This window comes from Nocardia puris (assembly GCF_003315035.1).
GTDB classification, from domain to species: Bacteria; Actinomycetota; Actinomycetes; order Mycobacteriales; family Mycobacteriaceae; genus Nocardia; species Nocardia puris.
The window spans coordinates 117,798-136,907 of record NZ_QNRE01000003.1; the positions used below are offsets into that span (position 1 = coordinate 117,798).

Below are 19,110 nucleotides of genomic sequence, written 5' to 3' on the forward strand. Positions count from 1 at the left end.
GAGCGTCACACCCCCGTCCGCACCGGCACGCGCACCGACCGGCCGATCGCACCGAGGCAGAGGAGAGCACCACCCGTGACTACCATCGAGACCACCCCCGACACGTCGCTCGAGTCGGTGAATCCCGCCACGGGCGAGGTCATCGCCACCCATCCGATCGCCGACGAGCAGGCCGTGCGCGCCGCCGTCGCCACCGCCCGCGCCGCCGCCACGACCTGGGGCGCACTCACCTACGACGAACGCCGTCACCATTTGCTGCGCTGGGCCAGCTACCTGATCAACAACGCGGACGAGTTCACCGCGCTCATCCACCGGGAGAACGGCAAGCCGCTCGACGACGCCTACCTCGAGCTCATGCTCGCCGTCGAGCACGTCTCCTGGGCGGCCAAGAACGCCAAGAAGTACCTCTCGCCCAAGCGCGTCTCGCCTGGCGCGCTGATGTCGAACTTCTCCGCCCGCCTCGAGCAGCGCCCCCTCGGCGTCATCGGCGTCATCGGCCCGTGGAACTACCCCGTCTACACCCCGAACGGTTCCATCGCCTACGCGCTGGCCGCGGGCAACACCGTGGTGTTCAAGCCGAGCGAGTACTCCACCACCATCGGCAACTACCTGGCCGACGCCTTCGCCAAGGCCAATCCGGAACTGCCCGCGGGCGTCTTCGCGACGATCAACGGCTTCGGCGCGACCGGCGCGGCCCTGGTCAAGGCCGACATCGACAAGATCGCGTTCACCGGCTCCACCGCCACCGCGAAGCGAATCATGGCCGCGGCCGCCGAGAACCTCACCCCGGTGTTGCTCGAAGGCGGCGGCAAGGACGCGGTGATCGTCGCGGCCGACGCCGATGTGAAGGCGGCCGCCGACGCGGTCGCCTGGGGCGCCACCTCCAACAGCGGCCAGACCTGCGCGGGCGTGGAGCGCGTCTACGTAGACCGATCGGTACGCGACGAGTTCGTCGCCGAGGTCAAGCGCATCCTCACCGACGTCAAGCCCGGTTCGGGCGACAAGGCCGCCTACGGACCCATGACCATGCCCAAGCAGGTCGACATCGTGCGCCGCCACATCGAGAGCGCGCTGAGCAACGGCGGCACCGCCGTGCTCGGCGGACCGGAGTCGGTCAAGGGCCCGTTCATCGAACCGGTCGTCCTGGTCGATGTGGACGAGAACTCCGAGGCGGTGCAGGAGGAGACCTTCGGTCCCACGATCACCATCAGGACCGTCGACAGCGTGGATGAGGCGGTCGATCTGGCCAACAATTCCCGCTACGGACTGTCCTCGGCGGTGTACTCGAAGCGCAACGGCCTCGATATCGCCCGGCGGCTGCGCGTCGGCGCGACGTCGGTGAACTCGGTGCTCGCCTTCGCCGCCATCCCCGGCCTGCCGTTCGGCGGCGTCGGCGATTCCGGCATCGGCCGCATCCACGGTGAGCCGGGCCTGCGCGAGTTCACCCGTCCGCATTCCATCGCGGTGCAGCGCTTCGCCATTCCCGGTATGGCGCTGCTGAGCTACGCGCGCACCGATTCGACCATGAAGCTGCTGCGCAAGATCACGCCCCTGCTGCACGGGCGCCACAAGTAGGCCGGCCGCGGGCGGTCGCGGTAACGGATCCGCGACCGCCCGTGTGTCCCGGACGGCGATGGGTCAAGATGGACGGGTGACTTTCTGGCCAGCGCCCCACGTCGATGTCCCCGTACACGCGACCGTCACCCTGCCCGGTTCCAAATCGATCACCAATCGCGCGTTGATCCTGGCCGCCCTCGCCGACGGGCCGTCCACCCTCACCGGCGCGCTGCGCAGCCGCGACACGGATCTGATGATCGCCGCGCTGCGCGCGCTCGGCACCGGCATCGACGGTGACGGCGACACGCTGACCATCACCCCCGCGCCGCTGGGCGGCGCATCCGTCGACTGCGGGCTCGCGGGCACCGTGATGCGTTTCCTGCCGCCGGTCGCCACGCTCGCGGGCGGCGACGTGGCCTTCGACGGCGACGCGCAGGCGCGGGTGCGCCCGCTGAGCACCATCCTCGACGCGCTGCGCGGGCTCGGCGCGCGCATCGACGGCGACGCGCTGCCGTTCACCGTGCACGGCGCGGGCTCGCTGCGCGGCGGTGCGGTGACCATCGACGCGTCGGGTTCCTCGCAGTTCGTCTCGGGCCTGCTGCTCTCGGCGGCCCGCTTCGACGAGGGGCTCACCGTGCACCACGACGGCAAGGCGCTGCCTTCGATGCCGCACATCGAGATGACGGTGGAGATGCTGCGCCGCGCCGATGTGGCCGTGCAGGCGCCCGCCGACAGCCGCAAGGCGCAGACCTGGACCGTCGCGCCCGGCCCGATCAGCGCGGTGGACTGGGACGTGGAGCCCGACCTGTCCAACGCCACGCCCTTCCTCGCGGCGGCCGCGGTGACCGGCGGCGAGGTGCGGATCCCGCACTGGCCGCGCCTGACCACCCAGCCCGGCGACGTGATCCGCGAGATCCTGGTGCGCATGGGCGCCGAGGCGCGGGTCTTCGACGGGGTGCTCACGGTGCGCGGGCCGGAGCGGCTGGCGGGCATCGACATCGACCTGCACGACGTCGGCGAGCTGACCCCGACCGTGGCCGCCCTTGCCGCACTGGCGGATTCGCCGTCCTGGCTGCGCGGCATCGCGCACCTGCGCGGGCACGAGACCGACCGGCTGGCGGCGCTGTCCACCGAGATCAACCGGCTCGGCGGCAAGGTCACCGAGACCGAGGACGGCCTCGAGATCGTTCCGGCCACCCTCCACGGCGGCCAGTGGCACTCCTACGCCGACCACCGGATGGCCACCGCCGGAGCGATTCTCGGCCTGCGGGTGCCCGGTGTGGAGATCGAGGACATCGGCACGACCGCCAAGACGCTGCCCGCCTTCACCCTCCTGTGGGAGCAGATGCTGGCCTCGGCCGGCGAGGGAGCGGCACGCTGAGCCGCCCGCGCCGCTCCGCCGCGGGGTACGACGAATCCGATGTGCGGGTTCGTCCGGGCCGCAGTTCCCGTCCGCGCACCAAGAATCGCCCGCAGCACAACGACGCCGAACCGGCAATGGTGGTGTCGGTGGATCGCGGGCGCTGGGGGTGCGTGCTCGACGGCGATCCGGAGCGGCGCATCGTGGCCATGCGCGCGCGGGAACTGGGACGCACGCCGATCGTGGTGGGCGACCAGGTGGAAGTGGTGGGCGACCTGTCCGGCCGGCCCGACACGCTGGCGCGGATCGTGCGCGTGGGTGAGCGGCGAACGGTGTTGCGCCGCACCGCCGATGACACCGATCCGTTCGAACGCATCGTGGTGGGCAACGCCGAGCAGCTGTTCATCGTGGTGGCACTGGCCGATCCGCCGCCGCGCACCGGTTTCGTGGAGCGCTGCATGGTCGCCGCGTTCGTCGGCGGGTTGCGGCCGGTGCTGTGCCTCACCAAGCACGACTTGGCCGCCGATTCCGAATTCGCCTCCGCCTTCGACGATCTGGATCTCACCATCGTCTACGGCGGTATCGACGACCCGCTCGAACCCGTGCTCGAACTCCTCACCGACCGGCTCACCGCGTTCATCGGGCACTCCGGCGTCGGCAAGTCCACGTTGGTGAATCGCCTTGTGCCCGACGCGGATCGGGCCGTCGGTGAGGTGTCGGGGGTCGGCAAGGGCAAGCACACCTCCACCCAGTCGGTCGCCCTGCCCCTCCCCGACGGCGGGTGGGTGATCGACACCCCCGGCGTCCGCTCCTTCGGCCTGGCCCACATCACCCCCGACGACGTCATCCACGCCTTCAGCGACCTCTCCGAAGCGATCGAGGACTGCCCCCGCGGCTGCACCCACCTCGGCCCACCCACCGACCCCGAATGCGCCCTGGATTCCCTGCCCGGCAAGCAACGCCGCGTCGCCGCCATCCGGTTGCTGCTGGTGGCGTTGAATTCGAATGATCCGTGGTGAGAGGCGCTAGCCACGCACAGTTGTCGTCACCGCCGAATCGAATGTACAATTTCTTGTACGTCAGCTGAAATGGTGGTGGTCATGATGCGCACGATGTCCTACTCCGAATCGCGGGCGCGCTACGCAGAGGTCCTCGACAGTGTCGTCAATGATCGGGAGGAAGTAGTGATTACGCGCGCTGGACACGAGCCGGTGGTCATGGTGTCTCTCGACGATTACGAATCCCTCAAAGAGACCGCCTACCTGCTGCGCAGCCCGGCCAACGCGCGCCGGCTGCTATCCGCGATCGAGCGGTTGGAAGAGGGTGGCGGCACCATCCGTGAGCCGATCGAATGAAGCTTGTCTGGGACGAGAACGCCTGGTCCGACTACCTGTGGTGGCAGACTCAGGACCGGAAGGTCCTCAAACGGGTCAACCAGTTGCTCGCGGACATCGATCGCAATGGCAACGAGGGAATCGGCAAGCCGGAGCCACTGAAGCACGGGTTCCATGGCTACTGGTCGCGGCGCGTCACCGACGAGCATCGGCTCGTCTACAAGATCGTCGGTGACGAGATCCGCATCGCGGCCTGCCGTTACCACTACAGCTGAGCCGGCCGGTTCTCCGGACGCAGGATGGCGTCGAGGAATTCGATCTGGTCGGCGAGAACCTTGGTCCGGTTCTCGGGGCGGTAGATGTCGAAGTGGGAGAACGAGTAGTTGATCACGCGGCCGTGCGGGGCCAGGTCGGCCAGCTGCCTGCTGTCGGAAGCCGCTGTCTCCTTGTCGAATTCGCCGACGCACACCAGGATCGGCATGCGCAGGTTCGGGGCGTGCTCGCCGGGTTTGTAGCGGGCCATGGCGAGCAGCGAGCGCGGGGCGACCTCGTTGCGCCAAGTGGCGCTGTCGAGTTCCGCGACCGCGGCCTGCGCCTGCGGGCCGGTCATGACGGCGACCTCGTTGGTAGCGCCGACGGCGGGGATGTAGTACGGCGGGCGGCCGAGCATCCCGCGCCAGCGGTCGCGCAGGATCGCCGCGAGCACCTTCAGCGTCGCCCACCGCGACCGTCCCTCGACCCGCTTCGGAAAACCGTTGTACGGCACCTGCGCGACCACGGCGGCGATGGCCGGGTCAGCCGCCGCCACGGTGACGACGTGTCCGCCGCCGAGGGAGGTGCCCCACAGCGCGATGCGGGACTCGTCCACGTCGGGGCGCGCTCGTGCGGCGGCGATCGCGGCCTCGATGTCGAGCGGCTGGCCCGCGATGTCCACGAGCTGGCGCGGCTCGCCGCCGCTGCGGCCGAAATTGCGGTAGTCGAAGGTGAGCGCCACATAGCCGGCGGTCGCGAACGCCGCCGCGGCCGCCTCCAGGGACGGGGTGTCCTGGGTACCGCCGTAGCCGGTGCACAGGACCACACACGGGTGCGGCCCCGCCCCCTCCGGCAGGTACACGAATCCCGCCAATTCGGTATCGGCGACGGTGAATTCGATCGGTTCGACTCTCATCGGGGCTCCGTTTCTCGGATCTGCGGATCGGCGAGCATCCGCGCGAGCACGGCGAGCAGGTGCTCGCGATGCCGCGACAGCTCGAAATCTTTTCGCGCGGCGTAGGTTTCGTGCAGTCCGGTCAGAGCGCCCAGCATTGCCGCAGCCGTGAACTCCGCGTCCTCGACGTCGAATTCGCCCGCTTCCACACCTTGCGCTATGAGCGCGGCGAACACCGGGAGAAGCCGCGCGGCAACCGATTCCGTGACGCGGTGATGCACGTCGGCGAACCCGCCGGAATGCAGATCCGCCGCGAGCTCCGCCCCGCTCGGCCGCGCCGCCAGCGCGTAGTTGTGGTCGACGTAGTCCACCAGCCGCCGCCTCGGCGAACGCGTTTCGTCACCCAGGATCGCCACGTACTCACCCAGCAACCGCTCGGCCAACGCCTCCACGCACGCCTCGAACACCTCGGCCTTGGACGCGAAGTGGTGATAGAAGCACCCCTTCGCCACCCCCATCCGCCCGATGATCGCCCCCACCGTCGTCCGCTCGAACCCCTCCTCCGCGAACAACCCCGTGGCCGTCTCCACGATCTCGGCCTTCCGCACCTCGGGTTTCTTCACCTGCCGCACACGGGCCAGGTTACCGACCGACCGTCGGTCTGTCGATCGCCTGATATTTCTGCACTTGTGCCCCTCGAACGCACAACGGTCTACGCCGAGGCCGAGGACCTCGCCGTGATCAAGGATGCCGCCGCCCGGACCGATGTCAGCGAAGCCGAGATCATTCGGGACGCGATCCACTCGGCGGCCATGCGGGTGCGACGACGCAACGAGCCGCTGCGGCTACGCCGATTCGCCACCGGCGACCCGACGTTGGCGCATCGAGTGGACGAGATACTCGCAGAGAACGGCAGGGAGCAATGTCCCATTCCCGACGGTTCGAGCGAGGCCGGCGACGCATAGGCACCGCCGAAATGAGTGCTACATTTTGGAGGGTTCACGGTGCGCGGTTGCCTGCGAAAAGCGGGGCGCGGGACCGGAATTCGATAAATTTCCGGGTGGAAGGTTTGGGGGAATCCCCCTTCGGGGCGTGCACTGGGCGGGATTCGGGGCGAATCGGGCAATCCGCGAGCGTAATCGGGTCTAGGGTGACGACTGATTCATTGATTCGTCAACGGCATCGGAGCCAGAAGGCGAGGCAGTTGTGGACAAGGATTTCGGAACCCGGTTGACCCTGGCGTTCGAGATGTGGGAGCGACGGTACGGGCGTCCACTCTCCGATGAGATCGTGGCCGGGTGGCTCACCGCCGTCGGCCATCGCGTCTCCGCCGACTACGTGCGCCGATTGCGCAAGGGCGAGATCACCGCCGTCCCCGCACCGACCAGATCGGCCCTGGCCCAGGTCTTCGGCGTGGACCCCGGCTATTTCGCCCACGTCCCCGTCCTGGCCCACTCCCACGACCAGGACGTCGTCGCCGATTTCGACAACCCCGCCCTGCGCCACCTCGGCCGCGTCGTCACCGGCCTCTCCATGCGCACCCTCCTCTACCTCGAATCCGTAGCCGATACCCTCCGCCGAGCCGACGGCCTCCCACCCGCCAACTGGACCGCCCAGATCTGACCGATCCCGGTCAGCGAGGAAGGTGCCCTCCTTTCTGGGGCACCTTCCTCGTATCGGTGATCAGCTGGTCAGAGCTCGCTCAGCAAGGCCACGACCTCACGGGTGAGGGTGTCGTCCGGCCCCCGCAGGACACCGAGATCGTCTCGGAGGGTTTGCAGCATCTCGCGAGCGCCTTCCCGATCCCCGAGCCGGTGCTTGAGTTCGCCGATCTCGAAACGCAGATCCAGGGAGAGTTCGGTACCGTCCCCTCCTGCCGCCGACAAGTCGGCCACCACCTGCTCGAGCTCGGCCAGACCGCCGGGCACGTCGCCCAGCGCCATGCGCGACCGGGCCGCAGCCGCACGGCACGCCAGCGCCGCGGCGCTGAACCGTCCTTCGACGCGCCGGTAAGCCGCGGCCAGCGCATCGAACTCACGGACCGCTCGGCGGTCGGCTCCGGACAGCTGCCATGCCACCGCGACCTGCTTGCGCAAGCCGAGCACACCCGCATTGTCCGGCCCGTTCGATTCGGCGGCGCTGGCCAGCACACCCGCCAGGACGTCGGCAGCCTGATCGAAGCGGCCCTCTTCCATCAACTCCCAATAGCGCTCGTCCGCGGCGGCGATGGCGGTGCTGAGGTGTTGCGCGGACAGCGGTGCCGTAGGCTCGGCCGGCGCCGGGCCGAATCGGGTGGGCTCGACCTGGTCGATCTCGAGTGGTGCGTTCGGACGCCGGAACACCCGGGTCGGGTCCGGATAGCCGGGCAAGTACAGCTCGGTGGGAGGGACCGGCGCGCCGGGCGCAGGCAGAAACGGCAGCAACCGTTCGTAGACGGTGTAGGCATCGGCGGGACGGTGACTCGGGTCCTTGCCGACGAGGTCGAGGACCAGGCGCTCGAATTCGGCGGGCACGTCGAAACCCAGTTCCCGCAACGGGATCGGTTCCTCCTCGACATGTCGCCGCTGGACCAGATACTCCGAAGCGGCGTCGAAAAGCGGGTTGCCGGTGATCATTTCATGCATGACGCACCCGAGCGCGTACAAGTCACTGAGCGGCGTACCCTGCTGACCGTGCACCCGCTCGGGTGCCATATACCGAAAGGTGCCGATCTGCTGCCCCGTTCGGGTGATCCGGGAGCGCTCGTCATCGAGGAGCGCGGCGATGCCGAAGTCGATGACCTTCACCGAACCGTCCCGGGTGATCAGCACATTGGACGGCTTGAGGTCGCGATGCACCACAGGCAGCGCGTGCGCGTGCGACAAGACCGTCGCGATCTGCGCGGCTACCGCCGCCACCCACGTGAACGGCAGCGGGTGGACCGGGTCGATGTAGTTCTGGAGCGCGACCCCGTCGATGAGTTCCATCACCAGGTAGACGCTCTCGAAGGACGCGTCGAGGACGGCGTCGAACACCTGCGGGACACCGTGGTGGCGGATGCGGGCGGTGACCCGCGCCTCCCGCCGGAACCGCTCGACGAACTCGGCCGCCTGCGACCCGTCGACCACCTGGTCGAGCCGGATCGTCTTCACGGCGACCTGCCGGTCGAGCACGGCGTCGTACCCCCGCCACACCGACCCCATACCGCCCGAGCTGATCTTCTCGATCAACTCGTAGCGGTCGCCGATCCGATGCACCTGCATCCCGCGACACCCCTGCCCCTGTTGTTCAGGCCACGCCGTCGAGGCCGTGCTGCCTTCTGATCATCCGCCACGCGGCGCGACTGGCGTGCCGGTTCAACGTCTCCTTGAACGCGGGATCGGAACGGCTGAAGTACTTGTTACCGAGGTCGGCCACGGTGTCGAAGTGCTCCATCATCTTGTCCTGGAAGACCTCGATGAACTTCCCCTGGAATTCGTCTTCGCTGCGGTTGGCGACGGCGGCGAGCTGCACGCCGGGGTCGGCGAGCGCCTCCTCGTACGGCTTGGCGACGTCGCCCTCGTCGAACTCGGTGCCGAACCGCTCGTTGAGCTGCTCGATGAGCTCGGACAGCAGTGATTTCTCCGGCTCGGACGTGGTCGCCGAGGTATCGCCGAATCCCCGAAGTTCCGCCGGGCCTTCCGGGGTGAGCCCGAGGTCGTACTCACCCATCTGCTGAACCCGGACGTGGCTCAGGTCCACTTCGCCGATGTCCACACCGCCGTCCCCCCGCCGCGGCAGCACGGAGAGCAGGTGTTTGCCGTATAGGTGCAGCACCGTCAGGTCACGGTCGTGATACGGGATGATCTGTGCCAGGAACGACCATTTGCGCACATAGTCGCGCAGCTCGGCGCGGAACTGTTCGGCCAGTTCCACATCGGAGTCCTCCTCGCTGTGCAGGAAGACCGCGAAACGGTCCACCGCGGGCGCGAGATGGCGGTAGAGCTCGGCGTGCAGCTTCTGCCATGCGGCCTGCGATCCGGCCGCCTGCTGCTCGGCGAGCAGGTACGCGTCGACGAAGGCGCGCATCTCCGATTCGATCAGAATCGGCGGCGCCATCACCTTGTTCTGGGCCAGATAGAGCAGATTCGGGTCGGTGGGCAATGTCTCGGCGAGTTCGTAGTACGGCTTGAACTGCTTCTGAATGTGGTCGCCCTCATTGGCGAAATCCAGCACCACGAGGTCGTCCTGGGTCTTGAGTTCGTGGGTTCGGTTGAGCCGCGAGAGCGTTTGCACGGCCGCGATGCCGTTGAGCTTCTTGTTCACGTACATCGTGGTGAGCAACGGCTGGTCGAACCCGGTCTGGTACTTCTCGGCAACCACCAGGATCCGGAACTCGCGCTGCCCGGCGCCCCCGGAGCGGGTCGCCACATCGTCGGCGCGGGTGTAGCCGAAGGCCTTGGGCAGCTGCGATTCCGGCAGCCCGTCGTTCTCCTTCGATTCGGTGGTCTCCTCGCCCTCGTAGTCGAGAGAGCCCGAGAAGGCCACCAGCACACCGACATCCGGGTACTGCTTGTCGAAACCGTTGTCCGCCAGATGCTTTTTGATGGCCCGGGCCATGGCGACCGCGCTCTTTCGGGAGTCGGTGACCACCATGGCCTTCGCCCGGCCGCCGAGCCGCGGGCGGGTGTGGGTGATGAAGTGCTCGACGATCACCTGCGCCTGCTGCACCACCGTCGACGGATGCGTGAACGCGAACCGCGCCAGCAGGGTCTTCGCCTTCGACTCCGGCACTTCGAAATCCGACGGATTCTCGTTGACCAGCCGGTAGAAGGTCTTGTAGGTGACGTAATTGCGCAACGGGTCGACGATGAAGCCCTCGTCGATGGCCTGGCGCATCGAATACGTGTGGAAGGGCTTGTACTTGTCGCCGTCCAGAGTGCCGAACGCTTCGAGAGTCTTTGCCTTCGGCGTCGCGGTGAACGCGAAGTAGGAAAGGTTCGCGGCCCGTGCGCGTTCGGCGGCTTTGCGGTCGAGTCGCCGTTCGAGCGTCAGTTCGGTGGCGCCTTCGTCGTCGTCATCGGCATCCAGTCCGAGGTCGCGCAACGCGGCGCGGACGGCGGTGGCGGCGTCACCCGACTGGGAGGAATGTGCCTCGTCGACGACGATGGCGAAACGGCCGCCACGCAGTTCGGTCGGGTTGCGGCGCAAGAAGTCCAGCAGGGCGGGGAAGGTGTGCAGCGTGACCGTGATGATCTTCCCGGACTCCTGGGTGAGCGCCTGGGCCAACTGTCCGGACTTCGCACCCGCCCGGTCGTCGATCTTCACCACCAGGCCGTGCACCCGTTCGAAACTGCCGACCGTCTCACGCAGCTGACTGTCCAGGTTCCGCCGGTCGGTGATGATGATGACCTTGTCGAAAACCGGTGCACCCGTGGGCAACCCCGCCTTGCGCGCTTCGGGATCGAGAGCCGCCGGATCGGTGGGAGTGTGCAGGTCGGTGAGCCGGTGCGCGAGCCAGCCGATGGTGTTCGACTTCCCGGAGCCGGCGGAGGCCATGATCAGGTAGTTGTGCCCCGGACCGTGTGTGGCGGCGTGCGCGGTGAGCTTCTTGACGACATCCCACTGGTGATAGCGGGGGAATATGGTGGTCCTGGTGCCGCGCCCGCCGGGGCCCTTCGACTCATGCGTGTGCACGAACCGTTCCAGCATGTCGAGCCAGTTGTCGGGCTGCCAGATCTGCTCCCACAGGTAGGCGGTCGCATGTTTACCGGGCTCGGACGGTGCGGGGTTGCCCGCGCCACCCGGGTTGCCCGGTCCCTCCGATCCGGTATTGAACGGCAAGAACCGCGTCTTCTTGCCGCGCAACTGCGTCGTGACGAACACCAGGTGCGGATCGACCGCGAAGTTCGCGATCACCCGCCGGGTGAAGATCAGCTCGCTCGGATCTCGCTCGGTGCGGTACTGCTCCTTCGCATGCTCCACCGTCTGCCCGGTGAGCGGGTTCTTCAGCTCGGCGGTGGCGACGGGGATCCCGTTGAGCAGCAACGCGAGATCGAGACGGTGTTTGGCATCAGCCTGTTTGGTCGCGTAGGGCAATTCCTGCACCACTGTCAGCCGGTTGGCGCGATACTGCGCCAAATCAGCCTCGGAGGTAACCAGATTCGGCTTGAAATAGGCCAATCTGATGCGGATGCCGCGATCCTTCACCCCATTCCGCAGTACATCCAGAACACCCCGCGACCCGATCTGCTGCTCGATCACCCTCACGAACCCGGCCTGCGCGGCGGTGGCGTCGCCCCCGTAGAACGAGACCAACTCATCCCACTCCTCCTGCTGGGTAGCGCCGAGGAACGCCAGCAACTCCCCCAGATCCATCCCCAGGTCGGCGCGGTACTCGTGCGGATTCCCCCGGCGCCAGCCGTTGTCCACCATCGCCGCGACGATCGAGTCGCCGAACGTGCGCTCATCATGCACCGGGCTCATGTGATCCCCTCTGTGTTGCCGAGCGGATTCATCCGCGATCTCGAACAGCATTCCCACCCCGGCGGTACCAGCGTGTTCGCCAGCGCCTTGATCGGCACGGTTCGCGAGTACCGCCGAGCGTTCACATCCGCCGACCTGAACCCTCGCCGTGAGTTCTTCCGCGGTCGACCAGCGCGGCAACAAGTCGCGGTCACCACGCCCACAACCGTCGAGTCGACACTCGGCGCAGACGGCGTCCAATGGAGCGCCCACAGTGGATCGGGAGCATAATCAGATGCTATCCGGGCGAACCGACAACCTTCACCAGCGCGATTACCTCGTGTCGATCTCGCGTCGGCAGCTCGCGGGGCGGGCGGCGCGCGCACTACCCCAGATACCACCGAATGCGTGGCCCGGGCTCACACCCAACCCGCGCCCGTTCCGAGCCTCGTACGACGGATCTGGTCGATCGTCGGCTGCCGCGAACCGGTCGCGCGACAAGGACCATCTCGGAACGAGTTTCCACTGTCATCCCCAGTGCCACAAAGCAGTTCGTCATGAACCTTCAACCGACGGGTTCCGGCCAACCTTGGCCGACTCCGCGTTCATCGCACCGTCGCTGTGGCATATTCGACGGGTGCGCAGCTCATCGGTACGGCAGTGCCTACATCAACTGACCCACGAGGAGCTCGAGGAGGTGTTGTCGTCCAGCCCGGGGCTACGCGCAGCGGTGCGGGAGGCTGCGAGCAAGCCCAAAGGGCAGCGTGTAGACGCGCGCGTATTCCGACGCTGGATGAGCATGCCCGCGGTATCCGATCCGCTGCTGCAGGATCTCGGAAAGCGTTACGCGCACGAGATAAAAAGACGGGAGCTGGACGGGGAAATCGTTCCACGTACCGTAGGTGTGCAGGCGTTGCTGGCCCTCGGCCACGATGCGATGACCGTGGAGCGGTTCACGACTCTACTGGCCGAGTTGCGGGCCGATCCACCCGATTTCGACGAGGAGCCAGGGCACAGCGTGACTGGTACGCACACTGACGATGACCAGCCGGCGCTCCCTCGGACTGTGCGGTCGCAAGTTGTCGAAGATCTGACAGTCCGGCTACAAAACCGGGCTACGCAGGTAGTCGAACAGCTAACACTCTGCATCGAAGACGTGCGGTCGGGTAAGCCCGTGCTCGAATCGACTGACCTCCTCGACTCGTGGAATACCGAGATCGCCTCTGCCTGGGCGGAACTCGGCGAAGCCGAAGTTCCCGCGCACGCGTCGTTCTCATCTATGGAACAGGTCCGCGAGCGCTTGGCCGCCGACGAAGAGTTGGAAGCAGACCGCGCACGGGCTCGCGAACACGAGGCTGCTGAACGGGACAAGCGACTCGAGCAACTGCGTGCGACTGCGACCGCGCTCGAACCGCTGATCGGAGACGCGCGTTTCCGGTCTGCATACGAGCAAGCGAACCAGCAGATCGCGGAGCTCGAGAGCGAATATGAGACCAGCAGGATCACTACCGACGCACCTGAGGTTGGACGTACCGGCGACACTGACAGTGCGTCACCCGATCTGACAGGCGGATTCGGTGCTCCGAGTAGCACAACACGATCCGGTGTACCCGGCAGACCAACGGACGTGCCAGGTCAGGACGACGAGCCCGTTGGCTCCCGAACGGCTGTCGGAGTCGCTGTGGAGACGTCTGGCGAGGAGGACAGTACCGACCGCTTGATCCCGGTCGCGACCAACGACGCTTCGCCTGAGATGCAGTCACATCCCCGGATCGCTGCCAGCACCGCAGTAGCCACAGAAGCAAATGCGGAAGCACACGAAACGGCCGGCCCCCTCGACACCGACGCACATGCCGAGGCGGCGAAGTCGTCGTACAACTGCGCGGACGATCTGGTTCGCCACCTGTTCGATCGGAATTTCGGTGCCGCGTGGCTGGTGGCCCAGGCCGCCGGCTTACCGGACGCCGATATTCAGGCCTACCGCTTCGCGGCCGCGGCGTTCCACTGCGCGACCGGCAGCATCGACCCGGCCGAGGTGCTCATCGGGTTGACGACACTTCTCGGTGGGCGTGACTTCGCGACCTCGCACGCGGCACGAACCGCGCTGGCCGCAACGTTGCGGGCCGGTTTGGCCGCAGGCTGGATTCCGCGGTCGGAACTGGAAAGCATTGCTCGACAAGCGAATCTGGACACCGCGTGGAGAACCTTGGTCGACGCCGCGATTGCGGCGAGCGATCGCAACTACCAGCATCTCCAGGACTCCGGTGACAGGCGCGAACTGTCGACCGACGACGTTACGGAGCGGGCCCGTGGGTTACGCGCAGAGATCGAAGGCCAGCGCATCAAGTTCGCTCGCGCCGACAAGGTCCGCAAGTACCTGCTGAGTCCACAGCAGCCGCTGGGAGCGGCCTTCGCAGCGATACTCGGGACCGGGCCGGCCGACGAACGTAGACTCGCACTCACCGAAGCGCTAGCCCGCCTGGAACAACCCGACGACGTGATCAAGGCTGCGGACCAGGCCGTGAGCTCACCACAACAGTTGCGTCGGCATATCGAGTCCCATGCGCGCAACCGGCTGCGCAAGATGATCGAGTCGGTGGCCGAATGCGCGACCGAAGCCCTCAACGCAGCCGTGGTGGTTGCCGCGGATTCACCCGCCGCCGTCACCCAGCAGGTGCGTCACGAATTGGTCGCAGCCGCGCAGGCGGCTCGCGCGTCGGTCGACGACACCGGGCCGGGCGAAGTTGCCCTGGCCCGTCTGGCCGACTGGATCGTCTCACCGGAATCCCCGGCCCGTGTTGCAAGCGAACTGGCCGTTCTGATCGAAGCATCGCTACCGGTCGTGTGCGCGGATCGCGACGCTAGCGGCCTGCCTATCATCACACCTGACAACCGCAACCAAATCATCACTGAACTGCGTACACCTCTCACATACCAGGAGTTGTTCGAAACCTATTTCTCGTGGCGATCTCCAAGAAGCCGCGCTGGTGGCCGCACACCAGCCCAACCTGCAAGATCGCCTCGCAACGGAGCGATCTGTGTGGATGAGGCGGCTGCGCCGGGGCGTCGACGCGGCGCGTGCCGACCTCGGCCGCACCTACGCCGACGATTCCAACCAGGGTGCGCGTGCGGTAGCCGAAGCGAAGCTGGTTGCGCCCGGCCAGTACACCGGAGACCGGTTCGATCTCCAGATGCGCGAGCTGCGTAGCTTGTCCGAGGAACTCGCAGACCATCGGAACGGAACGGCATCGAATCTACGTCACCGAGTGAACGAGGAGATCTCCGACAGCCGCGCGCGGAATCGCATTATCGCGCTGATCGACGACGCCGACTTCGTTGGGGCGAACGAACTACTCGCACTCGCCAGAACTGGCTCGTTACCAGAGGCCGATATTGGGGATACGCCCGTCGGCGCACATGTTTTCGATGCCTTCGTCAGCGCATTGGCATCGCTGCACCGCACGACGCCCACCACGATCCATGATGTCGTGGCGCAGGTCGGTGAGGCGCGGTCGGATGGCGACGCGACCATTGAGCACGGTGACCTGACCCGACTCGCCCACTGGGAGCATCTGGTACACAAGGGACACGGCAGCCGTACGAACCGGCAAGCGACTCTCGGGTCGATTCTGCGCGCGCTCGGACTTGATACACGCGGAGAAATCAACCGGGATCCGATTCCCGGAGTGCGCCACTTCGAGCGCTATCGGGTGACTGCCACGCCTGTAGATGGCTCCTTGGTCCCGGGTCTCGGCAGTCGAGCGACGCACTACATGGTGGTCACAACCGATGATCACAAGCTTCTGCGCGAGACCCTGTCGAAAGCGTTCCCTACCAAGAGCGGTCCCAATATCGTGTTGTTCGCCGGAGTGTTGACGTTGGATCAGCGCATTCAGTGTCTGAATACCTGCCGGGAACAGAAAATCAGTGCCATCGTGGTCGACCATGCGGTCGCCGCGTTCGTGGCGGCCCGATACCCTCGATCCTTCCGGGCGGTTCAACAGATCACCTTGCCGTTCACCTGCTTCACCCACTACACAGTCATCGCCGGAAATGTACCCGACGAAGTGTTCGTGGGCCGGGCAGATGAACTCGCGACGCTTACCGATCCCACCGGAAGCCTTTTCGTATACGGCGGTCGTCAGCTGGGCAAGTCGGCACTGCTGCGCAAAATTCAGCGAGACTTCAATGCCGAGCCGGATCATAGAGCGATCTTCATAGACTTGAATTCGCACGGCATCGGTACCTGGGCCGACTCTCAGCGACTGTGGCCCGTTCTGTACAACGAACTCGCCAGGATCGGCGGTATCGATGTCAAGCAGAACAGAGCCGTTCGAAATCCGGAACCGGTGATCCGCGCTATCCAGCAGTGGCTGGGCGGCAAAGAGTCACGGCGCCTGCTGCTACTGCTCGACGAAGCCGACGCTTTTCTGGAGAAAGAGTCGAGTGGCTCGGCACGTTCGTTCGAGAACATCGGCCCTTTGAAGGGCTTGTTCGATGATACCCAGGGCCGCTTCAAGCCGATATTCGCAGGCCTCCACAAGGTACAACGACTCCAGAACGTTGCGAACACTCCGCTCGCACATGGGGGGCGAGACGTACTCATCGGCCCACTGGCGGCCAAGCCTGCGAGCGATCTCGTCAGAAAGCCGCTGGAGGCACTCGGATATCGATTCGAGAATCCCGAGGCAGTGTGGCGATTGTTGGCATTCACCAACCTTCAGCCCGGTCTCATCCAGGTCGTTTGCAACGACCTGATTTCCCATCTCCAGTCGCGGCCGCTGCACAAGGGTGAGCCCCTCGTCACCATCCGTGACACCGACATCGACACCGTGACTCAGGATCCGCGCACCAGGGACAAGATCGCCGAGAAGCTGCGGCTGACAATCGCCCTGGAGGACCGTTACCGCGTGATCGCGCTCGCGGTAGCGATCATGTGCATGGACGACGAGTTCCGAGAGAAGTACACCGCAGCTGACGTTCGTGAGCATTGCGAAATGTATTGGCAGCAAGGGTTCGAGGACCTCAACAGCGCCGAATTCGAGGTCTACTTGGACGAGCTCGTCGGCCTCGGGGTTCTCATCAAGGATCGCGACGGCCGGTTCTCGGTGCGCTCGCCGAACATCGTCACCATGCTGGGGACCAAAGAGCAGCTGGAGACCGAGCTCGACGAGAACAAAGAGCAGTTCGAGCTACCGCACGAATACAATCCCCGGTCGACTCGACGCCAAGTCACCGTCTCGGGTCATACGGTTCGCAGTCCGCTCAGCGAGCACGACCTCAGTCGACTTGTTCCGGTGAAGACAAAATACGAGGCCGCCAATTTCGCCATAGTCGGAAGTCATGCACTCGGCGTGACCGACGTTGCGCGAGTTCTCAAATCGGTGGGAGACGAGCGCGCCATCGATGTCACCGTGATAGATGCTGCGCACTCTGCGGACATCGTCTTCAATCTGTCGCAGTTCAAGTTCGCGGGCAGCGGATCTAGTGTGCCTCGGATGCTGGTCGTGGATGCGTCCGAAACCCCTCCCCAACAGACTCGTGCTCTGGCCGACGCGGTGCGGTCGATGCGCGGCCGCGCACACGGACATCTCGTTGTCGTGTTGGGTGCCTCGGGTCTGGGCGCTGCACGTGCCCTCGCCGAAAACGCACACGGCACGACAACCACGGTGGTCCAGCTTGGCAAGTGGTCCGGCGACGGAATCCGGTCCTGGCACGATAACCCATTCAACACACCGAGCGACCGCCGCGAGCTGCTGACACACTCCGGCGGCTGGCCGGAGCTGGTGGAACGAGCGGTATCAGACGTCTCGAATCGGAATATCAGCCACAGCGAGGAGTGGGCCCGGCTGTCCGAATTCCCTGAGCACGAAGACGCGGCCCGAGCATTCCTGGAGAGGGTCGGCGTCACCGACCGCGACCGCAGCGTTCTGACTCCGTGGCTCGAGCTCGGGTCCGCAAGCTACGAGCGAATATCTGATATCGCCGAGGTGCTCGAGAGCGACTTCGACGAGATGAACGAGATTGCCGTCGACCTGGCTACTCTGGGCGTTCTCGATGAACGCCACGAGGAGTACGCGATCGATCCGGTAGTAGCACGAGCCCTCAATAGACTCCTATGAGTTCCGCCCCGATTTCTGAGGTCTACCCCCATCTTCCAGGACCCAACAGGTTGGTAAAAGAGGTGGTCGATGACCTCACCTCCGGTAAATCTGTGGTGATCGTCTTTCCCGATGTGCTGGTGGAGTCGAGTGTCGCAGACTCGATGCTTCATGACGTCGCATTGGAGGGGGCACGGTCGGAGTACTGCCACAGCTCAGCTGAGCCCTTTCACAGCAGGGTACTGACCACGTTCGGCGCCGACCCAGCCAAAGAGCGCGAGTTCGACGAGTGGGACACGATCATCGAGTGGGAACCATGGCACGGGTCGTGGTTGGTTGTCCCAAGCTGGGATCACCCTGATGTTGCCGAGATCGTCCGCAGGTGGCCGGCCCAGCTGACAGCCTGCGGGCTGCCCGTGGAACACCGTCCCAAGATGATCATCGGCGTCCGGCTGGCAGACCTGCCAAGGAGAATAATCGCCCACCTGGACCGCAGCGCGATCTCGGTGCGTTGGTGGTGGGGAGTCCTGGACCGACTCGATACGGAGTCCCTTCTGGTCGGACTCTCCGAATGCCGCCTCAGACCGCTGGACCACGCGGTCATAACGGAACTCTCCGGGTGGGACCTGCGGTTCACAAGATACCTTCTCGACAATTGGGACCGGACGACTCCGGGTCTCGCGCACACGGTGCATCGCTATCGGGAAACGATCACGAATCTACCGTCATCCGACCCATCCAGCTCAGGAGACGCACCCCGTCGACGCTTGACAGCTCCACCCGCCGATCTGGAAGAGTCATGGCGAGACGGCTTGGTCGACTGGTGGGGGCAGAGCCTCCGGTGGGCACCGGCGGTACTCGACACGACGGCGATCTCCCAGCGGTTGTGGCTGGCGCACAGTCGAGTACTCATGCCGCACGTCGACGAAGAGCGAGCACACTTCGAGCGGAAAATCCGAATAAAAGCTACGGAACGAGCACTGTCCGGCCTTTTCCGGCGAGACGACGACATCATCGAGATCGGCTCCCTGGCTTGGTTGGTCGAGTACCGCGGAATCGACATCGGCGTCCACGAACGTGGTCGGCTTCAGGCATTTCGGGACCTGCGCAACGTCCTCGCCCACCGCAATCCTGTTCCCGATGAGCTGTTACGACGGATAGCCGACTATCTCGACCTCTGACAGTGAC

Annotated in this window: 14 protein-coding genes; 10 read left to right on the plus strand and 4 right to left on the minus strand. The window is 65.8% G+C overall.

Annotated features, from left to right (window positions below):
* Window positions 1–75 precede the first annotated feature (75 nt).
* The 5 genes from DFR74_RS10690 to DFR74_RS10710 all read left to right on the plus strand — a co-directional run bounded on the left by DFR74_RS10690 (window position 76) and on the right by DFR74_RS10710 (window position 4,526).
* A complete protein-coding gene (locus DFR74_RS10690; protein WP_067510099.1) occupies window positions 76–1,575 on the plus strand; it encodes an aldehyde dehydrogenase family protein in 1,500 nt (499 codons plus the stop codon).
* A 58-nt stretch (window positions 1,576–1,633) separates the two neighbouring features.
* On the plus strand, window positions 1,634–2,938 hold the full coding sequence (gene aroA / locus DFR74_RS10695; protein WP_067510101.1) for a 3-phosphoshikimate 1-carboxyvinyltransferase: 1,305 nt from the start codon (window positions 1,634–1,636) through the stop codon (window positions 2,936–2,938).
* The gene (gene rsgA / locus DFR74_RS10700) at window positions 2,935–3,936 is read left to right on the plus strand and encodes a ribosome small subunit-dependent GTPase A (protein WP_228789648.1); all 1,002 of its coding nucleotides are present in this window, start codon (window positions 2,935–2,937) and stop codon (window positions 3,934–3,936) included. Before aroA ends, rsgA begins: the two co-directional genes overlap by 4 nt.
* Before the next feature lie 84 nt (window positions 3,937–4,020).
* Entirely contained in the window at window positions 4,021–4,272 is a 252-nt protein-coding gene (locus DFR74_RS10705; RefSeq protein WP_067510191.1) for a type II toxin-antitoxin system Phd/YefM family antitoxin, read from the plus strand.
* A complete protein-coding gene (locus DFR74_RS10710) occupies window positions 4,269–4,526 on the plus strand; it encodes a Txe/YoeB family addiction module toxin (RefSeq protein WP_067510105.1) in 258 nt (85 codons plus the stop codon). The genes DFR74_RS10705 and DFR74_RS10710 overlap by 4 nt, the downstream gene beginning before the upstream one ends.
* Here DFR74_RS10710 and DFR74_RS10715 read toward each other — a convergent pair.
* Window positions 4,517–5,419: an alpha/beta hydrolase gene (locus tag DFR74_RS10715; RefSeq protein WP_067510107.1), complete on the minus strand. Its 903-nt coding sequence runs from the start codon at window positions 5,417–5,419 to the stop codon at window positions 4,517–4,519. The two genes, DFR74_RS10710 and DFR74_RS10715, sit on opposite strands and share 10 nt — an antisense overlap.
* Complete coding sequence (locus tag DFR74_RS10720; RefSeq protein ID WP_067510109.1) at window positions 5,416–6,030, minus strand: TetR/AcrR family transcriptional regulator; 615 nt, start codon at window positions 6,028–6,030, stop codon at window positions 5,416–5,418. Before DFR74_RS10720 ends, DFR74_RS10715 begins: the two co-directional genes overlap by 4 nt.
* A 57-nt stretch (window positions 6,031–6,087) precedes the next feature.
* Between DFR74_RS10720 and DFR74_RS35890 the strand changes: the two genes are divergently transcribed.
* Window positions 6,088–6,363 carry a ribbon-helix-helix domain-containing protein gene (locus tag DFR74_RS35890; protein WP_067510111.1) on the plus strand — a complete coding sequence of 92 codons (276 nt, stop codon included), beginning with the start codon at window positions 6,088–6,090 and terminating at the stop codon, window positions 6,361–6,363.
* Window positions 6,364–6,604: 241 nt separating this feature from the next.
* Complete coding sequence (locus DFR74_RS10725; protein ID WP_067510113.1) at window positions 6,605–7,021, plus strand: hypothetical protein; 417 nt, start codon at window positions 6,605–6,607, stop codon at window positions 7,019–7,021.
* A 68-nt stretch (window positions 7,022–7,089) separates the two neighbouring features.
* Here DFR74_RS10725 and DFR74_RS10730 read toward each other — a convergent pair whose 3' ends face one another.
* Together DFR74_RS10730 and DFR74_RS10735 are read right to left on the minus strand one after the other, a co-directional pair.
* The gene (locus DFR74_RS10730; RefSeq protein WP_067510115.1) at window positions 7,090–8,640 is read right to left on the minus strand and encodes a serine/threonine-protein kinase; all 1,551 of its coding nucleotides are present in this window, start codon (window positions 8,638–8,640) and stop codon (window positions 7,090–7,092) included.
* Window positions 8,641–8,665: 25 nt separating this feature from the next.
* On the minus strand, window positions 8,666–11,842 hold the full coding sequence (locus DFR74_RS10735; protein WP_067510193.1) for a type I restriction endonuclease subunit R: 3,177 nt from the start codon (window positions 11,840–11,842) through the stop codon (window positions 8,666–8,668).
* Between the two features lie 772 nt (window positions 11,843–12,614).
* Here DFR74_RS10735 and DFR74_RS37055 point away from each other — a divergent pair.
* From DFR74_RS37055 to DFR74_RS10750, 3 genes are all read left to right on the plus strand, one after another.
* Window positions 12,615–15,029 carry a coiled-coil domain-containing protein gene (locus DFR74_RS37055; RefSeq protein WP_232331773.1) on the plus strand — a complete coding sequence of 805 codons (2,415 nt, stop codon included), beginning with the start codon at window positions 12,615–12,617 and terminating at the stop codon, window positions 15,027–15,029.
* A 565-nt stretch (window positions 15,030–15,594) separates the two neighbouring features.
* Window positions 15,595–17,943, plus strand: coding sequence for an AAA family ATPase (locus DFR74_RS10745; protein ID WP_067510122.1), 2,349 nt, complete (start codon window positions 15,595–15,597; stop codon window positions 17,941–17,943).
* Window positions 17,944–18,005: 62 nt separating this feature from the next.
* Window positions 18,006–19,103, plus strand: coding sequence for a hypothetical protein (locus DFR74_RS10750; protein WP_147265776.1), 1,098 nt, complete (start codon window positions 18,006–18,008; stop codon window positions 19,101–19,103).
* Window positions 19,104–19,110 lie beyond the last annotated feature (7 nt).